The organism is Haloferula rosea, from assembly GCF_016595525.1.
Taxonomy (GTDB): domain Bacteria; phylum Verrucomicrobiota; class Verrucomicrobiia; order Verrucomicrobiales; family Akkermansiaceae; genus Haloferula; species Haloferula rosea.
Window position 1 is genome coordinate 150040 of the sequence record NZ_JAENII010000001.1, and the last position, 14455, is coordinate 164494.

The window sequence follows — 14455 nt, forward strand, 5'->3', positions numbered from 1 at the left end:
CGCTGGGCATGCTCAGCTTGCAGAATCGGCATGCGGCAAGGATCTCTGGTATGGCTGGCTCATCGCGTGATTGTGGTGGCGGAGGTAGGATGGCAGATTGGGTGCATGGAGCTTCGACGGGTCAGGGCATTTCTCGCGGTGGCGGACGAAGGTTCGATCACCGCGGCTTCCAAAAGGCTGCATCTCACCCAGTCGGCCTTGAGCCGGCAGATCAAGGGTCTCGAGGACGAACTCGGAGTGCCGCTGCTGGAGAGGGGGGCGCACTCGATTTCACTGACCGCGGCGGGCGAGATCCTGGTCAGGGATGGGGGGCGCTGGGCCGAGCAAGCGGAGATGATCGCCGAACGGGTGAGAGCCGCTGCGCTCGGGGAAATCATCAAGATTGCCTATGCTCCTTCTCTGGCAGGTAGCTTGCTTGGGCCGGCATTGGAGCGTTTCTCCCAATTTCATGCCGCGGTGAGGGTGCAGCTCTCGGATTGCTCGACGGCGGAGATGAAGGCAGGTCTTCGGGCCGGGGAGTTCGACCTGATCCTGACGGTTCCCGAAGAGGGTGATGGTGCGGGGATTCGTTGGGTCCCGGTGGAGCGGCGCCCTTGGAGGGTGGTGGTCGGTGCTTCTCATCCACGGGCGGCGGCGGAGCGAGTGGGGGTGGCGGATTTGGCCGGCGAGCGATTCCTGATGTTTCGGCGCGACGAGTATCCGGACTATTGGAAACGGGTTTCGGCCTACTGCCGGGACCATGGCCTGTCCCCGAAGGTCGTGGGAGAGTTCGATGGGTATTCGAGCCTCGCCACGGCTGTGGAAAGTGGCATGGGTGTGGCATTCGTGGCGGCTGGAAGTCCCGTGGGGAACGGGGCGAGAGTCTGTCTGCTGGAGATTGATCCTGAGCCCGAACCAATCTGTGTGGCAGCGGGCTTGGCGGATGGGGTGGAGCCCCGCCGTGTGCTTCAGGTGCTCATCGAGGAACTGAAAAGGTCCGCCGAAGGGGCGTGATGGTCCGCTAATTGCTTCACATTAGGGGAGTTCCAGCCAAATTCCTTGGCGACTTTTCCAAAATCCGTGTATTTACAAGGTCGTGCGTGTGCGGAATCGACAGCTTCGGTCACAACATCCTTCACCCCGGGGTTTCGCTCTGGTGGCGGTGGTGTTGATGATGACCCTGTTGACGCTGCTCGGGGTTGCGCTGCTGAGCTTGTCAGCCGTGGAGTTGAGGGGCAGCAGCCATGGCGACCATCAGGCCATGGCGAGGACCAATGCGCGGCTTGCCCTGATGAGTGCGGTCGGGCAACTCCAGCGAGAGTTGGGGCCGGACCAACGGGTGACTGCTCAGGCGGACCTTCTCGATCCGAATTCAGATCGCCATTGGACGGGTGTATGGTCGTCGGTCGACGAATCGGGAGCCAGCATCTGGCAGCGGGATCCGGAGTTGGGCGGCTGGACGGACGCCCGTTCGAATGGTTCGTGGAGTCGTGAGTCTGCGGTGAGGAAGTGGCTGGTCAGCGGTGATGCCTCACCCGGCAGCGGAGCTGAGCGGGTTGAGTTGTTGGGCGATGGCTCGGTGGAGACCGGCGAAGAGGTCACGGCTCCCTTGGTCGAAATCGAGGGGACCGGACGACTGGCTTGGTGGACGGGTGATCTGAGCGTGCGTGCCAATCTCTCCGTGGCGGATCGGCATGCGGATGCCGATGCCGAGGAACCGGGGCGGGCGACCTATCGGCGCATGCTGGCTCAGCAGGCGGAGGAAACGCTCATCGGGGATGGGATCGAATTCGGGTCCGGTGAACGGGAACGATTGGTCTCTACCAACACCGTGGGGCTGGTTGGTGGGGATGAATGGACCAAAAGACACTTCCATGACTTCACCGTGAATTCGAAGGGGGTGCTCGCCGATGTGCGGGACGGCGGATTGAAAGGGGACCTGAGTGCATTCTTCGAGAGCGATGGGAGCGTTCCTTCGCTGGACGGTATGGTGGGACTGGCCGACCAGGACTCCCTGCTGCTGGATGTCGAGAATTCGCGCCACCAGTCGACCGCTCCGAGGATGGGCTTGCTGCGCGACTGGGTCAGGTCAGCGGTTCCCTATTCCGGGAACAACGTGGCTTCCGTGGTCCCGGAAACCGACACGAGCGGTGGTGGACTCAGCGAGAAGCTGGCCCTGTGCAACGAGAGCCCAACGCGTCTCAGGTCGGCGATCAAGTCGAGCCTGCAGCCGGTCCTCGTGGAGGCGAGCAATTACCTGCAGATCAGTACTTACCAACTCACGCCTCTTCCCCGCCCTTCCTACCAGCTGCGTCACCACCTCTACCCGCGGGTAGTACTGTGGAACCCGTACAACGTGGAGCTGAGGTTTGATTCAGCCATTGTTATGTTGCAAACTAATGGACGGCAGGAAATGTGGACGGACAGTGAGCAATACGATGAGGAGGGGAATGTTGACAGAATTCGTCGGAGTCAGTGGCTCTCATTCGAGGGAGGAAGGAGTACTAACTTCGTGCCAGACTTTCGAAAAGGGCAGTTTCGAGTTAATCAGACGGAGGGTTATAATGACCCATATATGGGTTCCTACTACTTCACGATCCCTGAGACTACATTTGGTCCCGGTGAGTGCTTGGTGTTTTCGCCCCGTAGATCTGCTGAGTACGACGGACTAAGTGCTTATCGGCCCGGCCCATATAATCTTGCAGCCAATATGCTCAGCTGCGAAGTCGCTCCCGATCCGTCACGCAGTTTCTATGTTTCTGGATCTGATATCGACAAGGATGGGGCTCCGTTTCGTCCGATCCGGTTTTGGTATGCTCCGACTCCAGCCTGGTCGTTTGATGGACGGGGCGTTGTCAATCAAGGTGATGACACCCGCGTCGTGATGAAGCACTTGGGTGATGTCAGCACGGTCACTTTCGAAGTATTCGATTCGCTTCCCCAACTGGCCTACATTTCGGCGTCGCTTCAGTATGGTGCAGGTAGGGAGCCTCGGGTTTCTTGGAATGATCAGCGTCCGATGGATGTTGAGTTGCTTGATCCGGTCAACCCTCGCCCGACCTTGGACCCCGATGTGCGAACCCGTGAGGGCATCCGCTTGCGTTGGTTCGACGAGCATTTGTCGAACATCGTGAACTCCGGTGCGCTGGCGGCGGATTCGCATTTCTTCGAGGAGGCACTTTTCGCGACATGGAATCCACGGGCGACCTACGCGGTCAGAAGCCCGTGGGAGAATCTCGGCGGGAGCATGCCGACCGGAGGGCGAACGGGATCCGGAGGGGGGCCATGGTTCTTCGGAGCTTATACCCGCGACCTCTATGATGAGTTGGTCAGCTTCAATGAACAGGTGCCGGTTTTCCGGGAAGGGAGGTACCATGGCAATCCCTTCGGTCCTCCGCAGGAAGGGCAGACGCGTCATACGGTTTTCGAGTTGCCGCGTTCCGAAACCGGGGTGATTTCCCTGGGTCAGTTGCAGCACGCCAAGTTGTCCGATCTGGTCTGGCATCCGTCGTTTGCCATCGGAAATTCCCTGGTGGATCCGCGTCTCGGGCTCGAGGGGATGACGGGGACGATCCCGCGGAGTGATTCTGAGGATGAACACAAGCTTGGTGGGTTCCACCGCAACGCCATCGGGTGGTCGTCCGACGCCCAACGCTCGAGTGACCGGGAAGCATGGGCAGAGCAGGCACGTGCCTTGTTGCAGGACATTCCTGACGATGACCACCTGGTTTATGATCTCTCGTATGAAGCCAATCAGGGGTTGTGGGATCGCTTTTTCGTTTCCAGTGGAGATGCCGGTGCGAAGGCCGCATTCATTGAGGACCCTGACGGCAAGCCACTCCCCAACGGCCGGATGGTGCTTGCCGGATCGACCCGGTCGGAGCTGACGTCCGAGCGGATCGCCGACTTCCATCAAGCCGCCTATCATCTGCTGGTCGATGGTGCTTTCAATGTGAACTCGACACGTGTGGAGGCATGGAAGGCGATGCTGGCCGCCACCCGGGATACGGAGTTGGGAACTTCGTTTTCGCGGATGCTCGAGCCCGTCGAGGGTTCCCATGGTGAAGATGACCCCGGGAACTCGGATTCCGGCTGGGCGGGTTCACGAGTGCTGCAGGACGATGAGATCGAGCGCCTCGCGGTCGCGATCGTGGATGAAGTTCGGAAGCGCGGGCCGTTCCTTTCGCTGGCTGACTTCGTCAACCGGCGGTTGGCTGACGACGAAACCGGTCGCACGGGGGCGCTGCAGGCTGCGATCGATCGCGCCGGACCACGCGGTGACAGCCTGAATCAGGAGTTTCTGGATGACTATCCGCTGAACAACGAGGATCCGATCCGCGACTATACCCACCCCGACAACATTCAGGACTCCACCCGCCTTGAGCAAACCCTCAAGCCATCGAGCAAGGCGTGGGGGGCGGCCGGATTCCTCACCCAGGGTGATCTGCTTCAGCCCTTGGCACCTGTGTTGACCGCGCGTTCCGACACCTTCGTCATTCGAGCGTATGGTGATGTGGTGGACTCCAGTGGTGACATTCTCGCCAGAGCCTGGTGTGAAGCCGAAGTGCAACGGACTCCCGTTCCCATCGATCCGGATCGAAGCGGGTTGAACCCGCGTCGCTCGTCCGGAAGCCCCGAGTTCGGGCGCCGCTTCGAGATTGTGTCGTTCCGTTGGTTGAAGCCCGAAGAGGTATAGGAGCGCCACGGGAGGTCATGAGGACCCCGGGTTACTCGCGAGGGTAGAGGGATGTGGTCCGTTCCTCCTGGATCGGTCAGGGCACGGGGAAGCGGGGGATCCCGCAGGGTAGATGAATCCAGCCTTCTCGCGTTGCCTGCTCCTTCTTTTCCGGGTCGGGTGGGATTGTTGCTCCTTCCGCTGCCTGCCATGTGGTGATCGAGGCGACGAGCGCATCGAGCATGTTGTCATCCTCATGGCAGCCTTCGGCGCCGTCGAGCCATGGCATGCGGGTCTTCAGTGCCTTCACCAGGGTCGTTCTCCTGTCCCGAGCCTCCCGTGACTTGCCTTTGTAGCCGGACACCGTGATGCCCCAGATGTTCATGCTCCCCGCTGGATAGACTTCGAAAAAGCGACCACCGCTGCGATCCGCAATGTCATGCCGCTCGAGCAGAGCCATGGCCCGCATCGCCGGTAGGGCGATGAGGTCGGAAGAGACGCTCAGGGGCCAACGACCGGTGATCTTGCGGGTTGCGAAATCCGTGGCACGGAAGCGTAGCCGATCTCGCAATGGTTTGTTCCAAGTCCGCGAGGTCCATTTTGCCACCGCATCAACGAAAGCCGTTGGCCAACCGAAAGGAGCATCGATGCCGACCGCGCCCGCACGCTGAATGGCTTGGTCGAGTTCGTCGTCATCGCAGTTCATTTTCAGCCGCCTGACGTGGGCGCTGCATGAGGTCCACTCAATCTCGCACATGGCGGTGAAGGCGGGTTGTGATGCGAGGTCGATGCCCAAGGTCAGCATGAAGCGTGGTGTCCGGGTTCACGGCAGACGGTTCGATGCCCGTCGTGGTGTATGAAGAGTCCGAAAATCCATGATGTCAGTCGCACGAAAAACGTTTCACAATAAGTGCACTGGGCTCACAGGTTCGCTGGTGCTCTCGAAGAGACGAAGGGCGGAAAAACGACCGGGAAACCGCTTTCGCAAGCGAAAGTTTCGTAGGCCGATTTTTCATGAGACAGGCAGGAATGCGGTGCTTTCCTAGGGCGTCGGAGGCAACTCCGAGATCAACTGAACCAAAACAACAAACGAATCAATTATCATGAAAATGCTCGCATCATTCATCGCCACCGCCGCCCTTCTTCTTCCTGCCGTCTCGCTTGCCGAGGAAGCAGACAAGCCAACCCAGTCGGTTGTCGCCATTGCGGCCGGTAATGAGGATTTCTCGACACTCGTTGCCGCCGTCAAGGCAGCCGGTCTTGCTGAGGCTTTGTCCGGAGATGGTCCATTCACCATCTTCGCCCCAACGAATGCCGCGTTCGAAAAGCTTCCGGAAGGAACGGTAGAGACGCTTCTGAAGCCAGAGAACAAGGAGAAGCTTCAGGGCATCCTCAAGTATCACGTCGTTTCCGGCAAGGTGATGGCGGCTGATGTGACCGCAGGCGAAGTCGAAATGCTCAGCGGTGACAAGGCAACCATCAAGGTGGCCGATGGCGTGGTCACCATCGACAAGGCGAAGGTCGTCAAGACCGACATCGTCGGCACCAACGGAGTGATCCACGTGATCGACTCGGTGATCCTTCCTGCAAAGAAGTAAACGTTCCGAAGAACACCTAGTCATTCTTTCAAGCCACGCCCGATGAGGGCGTGGCTTTTTCGTTGGGTCGGGGTTGTGATTCCTGAGCTTAGCCTGACGTTGGCTGAGTTCTTGCCGCAGCAGGGGGTGCGTGGTTGATTGGGGTGGCTGGCGGGTCGAAAGTGGACTGCCGCACATTTGACACGGTGAAGATACGCACGAAACTTTTCCTCGCGCTGGTGCTTGTGGTCGCTGGCGGCACTGCCGGTACGCTTGTTCTTGCCGAGCGTCAGTTCCAATCATGGGTGCGCACCCAAGTGCTGGAGAGCTTCGAACGCGATATCGGTCGACTTCTCGAGTCGAGGCAGGAGCGCCTGGCTGAAGTCAGGGAGGTGGCCATGAAACTGGCGAAGCATGATGTGGTGGCGCGCACCATCAAGTCGGAGCGTTCTCAGGTGTCCGAGGAGGATCGGGAGGCCATGCAGCTGGCGTACACGCAAGCCATCCGGCCCATGCGGGGGCTACGAGGACAGACAGCTGGCAGGGAAGGGAGCGAGGGCCAGGCGGAGCGGCCGCCACTGGAGCTGCCATTGATGGGGGTCGTGGGCCTGGATGGGGATCGGGTGTTCCTCAGTCGGAAACGTGGGAGGTTGGCTGCTTCGTGGAAGGACGCGGGGGAGCACTTCGCGGCGACGGAGGGTGAGGCTCTGCAGGTGGTGGGATACGGTCTGGTGGATGATAGGGATCCCGGGGAGGGCAGGGTGAAGGAAGTGGTCGTGACCCCGGTCGAAGTGGATGGCGAGTGGGCAGGATGGTTTTTCCTGGGGCGGGATGCAGGGAGTCGCGAAGAAAGGGTGCTTGCGAAATTCGGAGCCCGCGAGTCGTGGACGGGACTGTGGGTCGATGGCGAGTGGTTTGCCGAAGGGGTGGATCCAAGTCTGTCTTCGATGATCGAGAAGAGGCTCGATGGCCGCTTGATCGAGTCAATGGACCCCGTGGTTTTTCGATGGCAGGACGAACCTTATCTCCTGCTGGCCCGTGAATTGAATCCGGAGTCTCCCCTCGGGCGTGGTGCCCAGGTTGCGGTGTTCAGTTTGGCTCGGCTGGATGATGCGGTGGAACACCTTCGCTGGGGCGTTGCGTTGCTCGGTGTGGCGACATTGCTCCTGACCATCCTTGTGGCGTGGTGGTTGTCGCGGCGCTTCAGCGGTCCCATCCTCCGCCTGGTGGAAGCAACCCAGAAGGTGCGGGAGGGGCGGCTGGACTGGAAGGTGCCCGTGACTGGAACGGATGAATTCGCCACGCTCGCCACCGACTTCAACCGGATGACGGAAGACCTGAGTCTGAAGGAGAAGTATCACGACCTGTTAGGTAAGACGAGTGACCCGGTGGTGGCCCGGCGGTTGACCGAGGGCTCGATGTCCCTGGGCGGTGAGCTCCGTCATGCGGCCGTGGTTTTCTGTGATATCCGCGGGTTTACCGCGATGACGGACGGGATGGCTCCCTCCGATGTCATCCACATGCTCAATCACCACATGACGGCCATGACGCGGGTGATCCATGCGCATGGCGGCGTGGTCGACAAATTCGTTGGCGATCTGGTGATGGGCGTCTTTGGTGCCCCGGTTTCAAGGGAGGATGATGTGGCCCGGGCGGCTGCGTGTGCCACCGGAATGATTCGTGCCCGCGCCGAACTCAATGGGGCAATGGGTGAGCCGGTGGAGATCGGGGTGGGTCTTGCCGCTGGTGAGATCGTTTCAGGTTTGATGGGTTCGGAAGACCGATTGAACTATACGGTCCTGGGCGACCGGGTGAATCTTGCAGCCCGACTCTGTTCGCTGGCCGGATCCGGTGAGGTGCTGGTGGATGAACAAACGGCCGAACTTCTCGGCGAGGATGTCGCCAAGGAACCGAGAGGAACCATGGAGGTGCGCGGGTTCCGGAGTGCGGTGGGAATCTGGTCGCTGGTGGTGGAAGCCGATGGCTGAATCAGCGGCTGTTTCCTTGGGGAGGTGCGTCCGCCGGTGGATTCACAATGACCCGCACGCCGGGATTGTTGCGGATGTAGGCGAATCCCCATCCCAGCAAGACCACCAGCTTGTTCCGGAATCCGATGAGGAAAAGAATGTGGACGAACAACCACGCGATCCAGGCGAGGAACCCCCTGAGCCGGAGTTTGCCGGATTTCACCACTGCGGCGTTCTTGCCGATGATGGCCATCAGTCCTTTGTCGAAGTATCGGAAGCCTGGTCTGAGTTCGTGCTTCTTCTCCTCGTAGCGGGTCTTTTCCAAGCGGAGTTCCTCCTTGAGAACCTTGGCGACGTGGTCACCCATCTGGACGGCAGCAGGAGCCACTCCGGGGACGGGCTTGTCGTCCATGTCGTTCATCCGCACAAGGTCGCCAATGATGAAGACATCGGGATGACCCGGCACGGAGAGGTCCCGCTCTGGGGTGATGCGGCCTGACCGGTCGGCGGGTTCGACTCCCAGTTTTCCCGCGAGTGGATTGGCTTCGATGCCGGCGGCCCAGATGATGGTGGAAGCTTCCAGTTTGGCTCCGTCGGTGAATTCGAGGTATGCGGGGCCGACATCGCGGACCATGCGTTCGGTCCAGACTTCGACGCCGAGTGTTTCAAGGCGCTCCTTCGCGTAGGCGCTCTGGTCTTCATCGTATGGGGTGAGCAAGCGATCGGCGGCCTCGATCAGGATGACCCGCAGGTCCGAGCTGTCGATTCGCCGGAACTCGCCCTTCATCGAGCGGTGGACCAAGTCGACGAACGCGCCGGAGAGCTCGACTCCCGTGGGTCCGCCGCCGACGATGGCGACGGTCATGAGTCGTTTGCGTTCGACCGGATCGGTGGTTCGCTCGGCTTTCTCCAGACTGGAAAGGACTTGCCGGCGGATGCCCTGAGCGTCGGCCAGGGATTTCAGTCCGAGTGTGTGCTCCTCCCACTCGGGGTGACCAAAGAATGAGGTCTTCGCTCCGGTGGCGAGAACCAGATAGTCCCACGGATAAGAGTCACCGGAAGCCCCGACGGCCGTCTTCGTTTCAGTTCCGAGTTCCAGGATTTCGTCCATAAGGACGGTCACGTTGTTGGAGTCGCGGAACACCTGCCGCACCGAGCAGGCGATGTCCGGTGCGGCCAGCGATGAAGTGGCAACTTGATAGAGAAGCGGCTGAAAGAGGTGGTGGTTGGTCCGCTCGACCAGGGTGACAGTGAATTTGTCGTTCTTGGACAGGGCTTTCGCACAAGCGATGCCGCCGAAGCCCGCACCGATGATGAGTACCCGGCGGGGGCGGAGGGTCTTCGATTCCATATGTGTCGACACTCGCACCCGTGAGCTGGTGCGCAAGGCTGGTATGTTGCCGAGTGGATACAAAAAAGCCGCCGGCGTTGCTGCCGGCGACTTCTTTCAAATCGTTCGCTCGAAGGAGCGAAGTGGCGAATCAGGCCATGAGAAGAGCTTCTTCAGCTTCCTCATCCTTGTCGCACTTCTTGCACTTGCCAGCGAGGGCAGGCTCTTCCTCTTCGTCGCACTTCTTCTTGCACTTACCGGCGAGAGCAGGGTCTTCCTCTTCGTCGCACTTCTTCTTGCACTTACCGGCGAGAGCAGGGTCTTCCTCGTCGTCGCACTTTTTCTTGCACTTGCCAGCGAGAGCAGGGTCTTCCTCGTCGTCGCACTTTTTCTTGCACTTGCCAGCGAGAGCAGGATCTTCCTCGTCGTCGTCGCACTTCTTGCACTTGCCAGCGATCAGGGCTTCATCCTTTTCCTCGTCCTTGTCGCACTTCTTGCAGTCGGCGAGGGCTTCGTCTTTCTCCTCGTCCTTGTCGCACTTCTTGCAGTCGGCGAGGGCTTCGTCTTTCTCCTCGTCCTTATCGCACTTCTTGCAATCGGTGATGAGGGTGGTTTCTTCCTTTTCCTCGTCCTTGTCGCATTTCTTGCAGTCGGCGAAGGCCAGCGGCGCGCAGCAGCAGGTCAGAATCAGTGAGCGGATGATCAATTTCATGGAGTTGTCTGGTTGGTTTATCGGTTTGGAGTAGTTAATTCCGAGTGTTGGAACGCTTTAGAGGTACGTTTGTTCCAAAAAATGTCCAATTTTTTTCCGATAGGTCCTCCATCGGCCTAATCCAGCAGTTCCGGGTAATATTTGGAGGCCAGAGCGGTGGACAGATCGAGAACATCGAAGCTCAGCGGGGTTCTGATGGCCTCATCGGCCATGGCGGCGCATTCCGCGTGGCTGAGGGCGCGGATGGCGCGGCGGACCCGCGGCACCTGATGGGGCCCAACGGAGAGTTCTTCGACTCCGAGACCGAGCAGGAGGGGGGTCAGTTGGATGTCAGCAGCCATTTCGCCGCAGACGCCCGTCCAAACGCCGTGTTGGGCGCCGGCATCGATGGTTTGCTTGATCAGGCGGATGACAGCGGGGTGAGTGGGGCGGTAGAGGTCTGCGACCCGGTGATTCACCCGGTCTGCGGCGACGGTATACTGAATCAGGTCGTTGGTGCCGATGGAGAAGAAATCGACTTCCGGGGCAATCAGATCGGCAATGATGGCGGCGGAGGGCAGCTCGATCATGACGCCGGTTTCGATATTTTCGTCGAATGGCACGTCATCGGCCGCCAACTCGTCCATGGATTCCTTCAGCAGGTCCTTGGCTTTCCGGACTTCCCGGATACCGGAAATGAGTGGGAACATGACGGCCACGTGACCGTGAGCACTTGCGCGGAGGATGGCGCGAAGCTGTTCCTTGAACATGTTCGGGCGGTCGAGTGAGACCCGGATCCCACGCCAGCCCAGGAAGGGGTTGGGCTCAGGCTCGGTCAGAGGTTCGACGGGTAGCTTGTCTCCACCTGAATCCAACGTCCTGATAATCAGTGGGTCAGGTGATAGGGCCTTGGCGAGGTTGGTATAAATTTCGGCCTGCTGGGCCTCGCCGGGCATTTGCTCGCCCTTGAGCAGGAGGAATTCCGTCCGATAGAGCCCGATTCCTTTTGCTCCGCTGTTCTGGACGAGTGGTAGCTCGGAGGGGAGCTCGATGTTGGCGGAAAGGGTGATTTTCCGGCCATCGGTGGTGGTTGCCTCGGCATCCCGCTGCGCTTCGAGTTCGTAGCGGACCTTCTCCTTGTCCGACTGGAGTTGCCGATACCGGGTGAGGGTTTCCTCGGTCGGGTTGAGGATGAGCTTTCCTGAATACCCGTCGATAATGGCCGGCATCAGGGCCTGAAGGTCGAGGACGGCATCCTGGAGACCCACGACGGCAGGGATGCCGAGAGAGCGCGCAAGGATGGCGGTGTGGGAGTTGACGCTGCCCATCTCCGTGGCGAAGCCGACCAGGTGGCGGCGGTCCATGGTCGCGGTGTCCGATGGGCTGATGTCGTAGGCGACGAGGATGTGTTTGTCGTCGGGGTTTGTCTGTTTTTCCTCGTGGCTGAAATTCCGCAGCACGCGCTGGCAAACGTCCTCGATGTCGGCGGTGCGCTCGCGCAGGTAGGGGTCCGGGACCCGGCGCATGGCTTCGAGGAAATTTTGCGCCACGGCGTAAAGGGCGTGCTCGGCGTTCTGGCGGCGGTTCTCGATCGTCTCGTTGACCCGGTCGACGATGGCCCGGTCCTCGAGCATCATCAGGTGGGCCTCGAAGATCCGGCCTTCCTCTTCTCCGGAAATCCCTGCGATCCGCTCCTGCAGTTCGCGCAGCTGGTCCTTGGTTTTCTCCAGTGCGACGCGGAATCTCGCCTTCTCGGCATCGACGTCCCGAATGGGATAGACTTCGGGGGCGGAGAACCCACGAGCCACCACATGCACGGGGGCGATGCCGATTCCACGTGAGGCTGCAATGCCCTGAAGGACAATTTCGCCGTCACGTGTTTTCTTGCCAACCTCCATGGTGTTCGGGGAATGCTGGTCGATGGGGAAGGGGGATCAAAGCAGAAAAATGTTGGTGCGGTGGGAGCTTTGGTTGACGGCACAAGGCATTGAGCGGGTCCTTGTCCCATCTTCCCTGAGCGGTTTGACTACGACGCATGGACGGCGAGCGCGTGAAAAGGGAGCTGACGGATGGATTTGCCTTGGGGGAATCGTTGCGGGAGCTGGTGGGTCATCGTCCGGCCCAGCAGCAGTGTTTGCGGTCGGATGACGAGCTGTTTCTGGTGGTCCATGAGGTCCCTTTGGCCGGCGTGCCGGAGCGCGTTTCACTGGGTTTTTGGAAGCATCCGACCGACGGCTGGTTCGGACCGGGGGGGAAGTGTGGATTGCGGAAGCTTGAGGCGCTTCTGGACCGGTATGAGGATGTGGTGGATGGGCATGAGGCCACCATCGAGACCATCGAGACGGCGACTTCGCTGTTTCCCATCATCAAGCACGCCCGTCCTTTGGCCCGGTCATCACGCAACCTCGCGGCGGCGCTGGATCGGGCGGTCCTGTTTTCCGAGAACGACCGTGAGATCCGCACCTTGCGGGACCAGGCGCGGGAGATCGAGCGGGCGGCCGAGCTGCTTTTCCACGATTCGAAGCTGTCGCTGGATTTTCTCCAGGCCCAGCAGGCGGAGGATCAGCAGGAGGCGACGGAGCGGCTCAACCGCATCGCCTTCCGCCTGAACCTTCTGGCGGGATTCTTCCTTCCGTTGGTCGCGTTGGGCGGCTTGTTCGGGATGAACGTGGCTCTGCCGGACGTGTTCCGACCGCTGTTTTGGGTGATTTTCAGCGTCGGCCTGCTGATGGGCGGAGTGCTGGTGTTTCTCGTCGGCCGGAAAACGGCGGCCGACCAAGGATGGCTCAGCTCAGTTCGTAATCGCGCCCGGGCTCGGGAATGATGGCCTCGGTGGACGGCAGGAGTCTGGCCAGTTCGTTGCGGAACCACTCGCTTGCCGCCGGGTCTCCGTGGACGAGGAAGGTGCGTTTGGGCTTCACCTTCAGGATGTAGTCGAGGAGGTCGTCGCGGGTGGCGTGTCCGCTGAAGTCGAAGACCTCCATCTGGGCGCGGAGCGGGACGGGTGGATGGGATGAATCCAGCACGATTCGCTCTTCGGCTTTCGCCGCACGGATGTGGCCGGCGGGCGAGTCGGGGTCGGCATAGCCGACGAAAAGCAGGGAGTTCTTCCTGTTCTCGAGGAAGCCGGCCCGGGCAAACCCGTTCGACACCGTCTTCTCGGTCATCATTCCACTAGAGAGGCAGTAGATGGTTCCGGGTTCGGGCACGATGGCGGTGCGCTTGCGGTTGCGGCGTCGGCTCCCGGCCTTGAGGTCCATGTCGGACAGGATGCGGAAGTCATCGTCACTGCGTCGGGTCGCCCCATTGCCGAAGCGGTCATAGATCACCGTCATCTTGGTGGAGAGTCCACCGATGACCACCGGGGTCCGGGCGGGAAGGAGTCCTTCGCGCTTGAAGCGGTGGATCATGGTCAGCACTTCCTGGGTCTTGCCTACGGCGAATACCGGAACCAGCACGGCACCACCACGCTTCAGGGTTTTGGCCATGGTTTCGGCGAAGCGGTATTCCTCGGCTTCCCGGGTGTAGTCGGGCGGGCGAGGGCTGTCGCCGCGGGTGGTCTCGATGACGAGTGTGTCGACGGGATCCTCGGGGAAGTTCGCTCCCTTGATCAAGGTGGAGGGTTCGAAGTTGACGTCGCCGGTGTAGAGAAGGCGGTGGTCGTTGGCTTCGATGGTGACGCCGACCGATCCGAGCACGTGGCCGGCGTCATGGAAGGTGGCCTGGACTCCTGCCTGAGAGTCGAGGAAAAACGGGGTTTCGTTGGGGCGGGTCTCAATGGTGTTTTCGATCTCGTCCAGCTCCCGGTGGGAGAAAAGCGGGTAGACGTCGATGCCCAGCTCGTCGCGCTTGGACTGCATGACGTTCACGGAATTGTGGAGCATCGCGAAACCGAGCTCTGCCGCAGCGGGAGAGAAGAACAGTTTCGCCTGTGGCTGGCGATGGGCGAGCAGCGGGAGCGTGCCGATGTGGTCCAGATGAGAATGCGTCACGATGGCGGCATCGATCGAGCCGTCCTCGATCTCATGGAAGCGGGGCGTGGCATCAAGTCCCTCCCGTTTCGGGTGCATTCCGGCATCGAGGACGATTCGGGAGTTGCCGGTGTCGAGAAGGTAGGAGTTGGCGCCGATTTCGGGCGCCGGGCAGAGACTTCGGAAGAGCATGGACTGGAAAAGCCCGGACCTTGGGGGGGGCGGGTGAAATGTCGACCCCTGATTTTCCCATCTCCGGCCGGAT

General features: G+C 60.5%; 10 protein-coding genes. 5 read left to right on the forward strand and 5 right to left on the reverse strand.

The window, feature by feature from the left end; all coding sequences use genetic code 11:
* Positions 1-105: 105 nt before the first annotated feature.
* Together JIN81_RS00560 and JIN81_RS00565 are read left to right on the forward strand one after the other, a co-directional pair.
* Complete coding sequence (locus JIN81_RS00560; RefSeq protein WP_200275165.1) at positions 106-993, forward strand: LysR family transcriptional regulator; 888 nt, start codon at positions 106-108, stop codon at positions 991-993.
* 157 nt (positions 994-1150) lie between these two features.
* Complete coding sequence (locus tag JIN81_RS00565; protein ID WP_200275167.1) at positions 1151-4675, forward strand: hypothetical protein; 3525 nt, start codon at positions 1151-1153, stop codon at positions 4673-4675.
* Positions 4676-4751: 76 nt separating this feature from the next.
* On the opposite strand, the gene JIN81_RS00570 is transcribed toward JIN81_RS00565, so the two are convergent.
* Positions 4752-5459 carry a DUF429 domain-containing protein gene (locus tag JIN81_RS00570; RefSeq protein ID WP_200275169.1) on the reverse strand — a complete coding sequence of 236 codons (708 nt, stop codon included), beginning with the start codon at positions 5457-5459 and terminating at the stop codon, positions 4752-4754.
* Between the two features lie 298 nt (positions 5460-5757).
* On the opposite strand from JIN81_RS00570, the gene JIN81_RS00575 reads away from it, so the two are divergent.
* Together JIN81_RS00575 and JIN81_RS19390 are read left to right on the forward strand one after the other, a co-directional pair.
* Entirely contained in the window at positions 5758-6252 is a 495-nt protein-coding gene (locus JIN81_RS00575; RefSeq protein WP_200275171.1) for a fasciclin domain-containing protein, read from the forward strand.
* 185 nt (positions 6253-6437) lie between these two features.
* Complete coding sequence (locus JIN81_RS19390) at positions 6438-8219, forward strand: adenylate/guanylate cyclase domain-containing protein (protein WP_200275173.1); 1782 nt, start codon at positions 6438-6440, stop codon at positions 8217-8219.
* 1 nt (position 8220) lies between these two features.
* Here JIN81_RS19390 and JIN81_RS00585 read toward each other — a convergent pair whose 3' ends face one another.
* The 3 genes from JIN81_RS00585 to ptsP all read right to left on the reverse strand — a co-directional run bounded on the left by JIN81_RS00585 (position 8221) and on the right by ptsP (position 12117).
* Positions 8221-9549: an NAD(P)/FAD-dependent oxidoreductase gene (locus JIN81_RS00585; RefSeq protein ID WP_200275175.1), complete on the reverse strand. Its 1329-nt coding sequence runs from the start codon at positions 9547-9549 to the stop codon at positions 8221-8223.
* Positions 9550-9679: 130 nt separating this feature from the next.
* Positions 9680-10240: a hypothetical protein gene (locus tag JIN81_RS00590; RefSeq protein WP_200275177.1), complete on the reverse strand. Its 561-nt coding sequence runs from the start codon at positions 10238-10240 to the stop codon at positions 9680-9682.
* A 116-nt stretch (positions 10241-10356) separates the two neighbouring features.
* Entirely contained in the window at positions 10357-12117 is a 1761-nt protein-coding gene (gene ptsP / locus JIN81_RS00595) for a phosphoenolpyruvate--protein phosphotransferase (RefSeq protein ID WP_200275179.1), read from the reverse strand.
* 152 nt (positions 12118-12269) lie between these two features.
* Between ptsP and JIN81_RS00600 the strand changes: the two genes are divergently transcribed.
* Positions 12270-13043 (forward strand): CorA family divalent cation transporter, encoded by a 774-nt coding sequence (locus tag JIN81_RS00600; protein ID WP_325100825.1) that lies wholly within the window; start codon positions 12270-12272, stop codon positions 13041-13043.
* On the opposite strand, the gene JIN81_RS00605 is transcribed toward JIN81_RS00600, so the two are convergent.
* Positions 13006-14382, reverse strand: coding sequence for an MBL fold metallo-hydrolase (locus JIN81_RS00605; protein ID WP_200275182.1), 1377 nt, complete (start codon positions 14380-14382; stop codon positions 13006-13008). The two genes, JIN81_RS00600 and JIN81_RS00605, sit on opposite strands and share 38 nt — an antisense overlap.
* Positions 14383-14455: the final 73 nt, after the last annotated feature.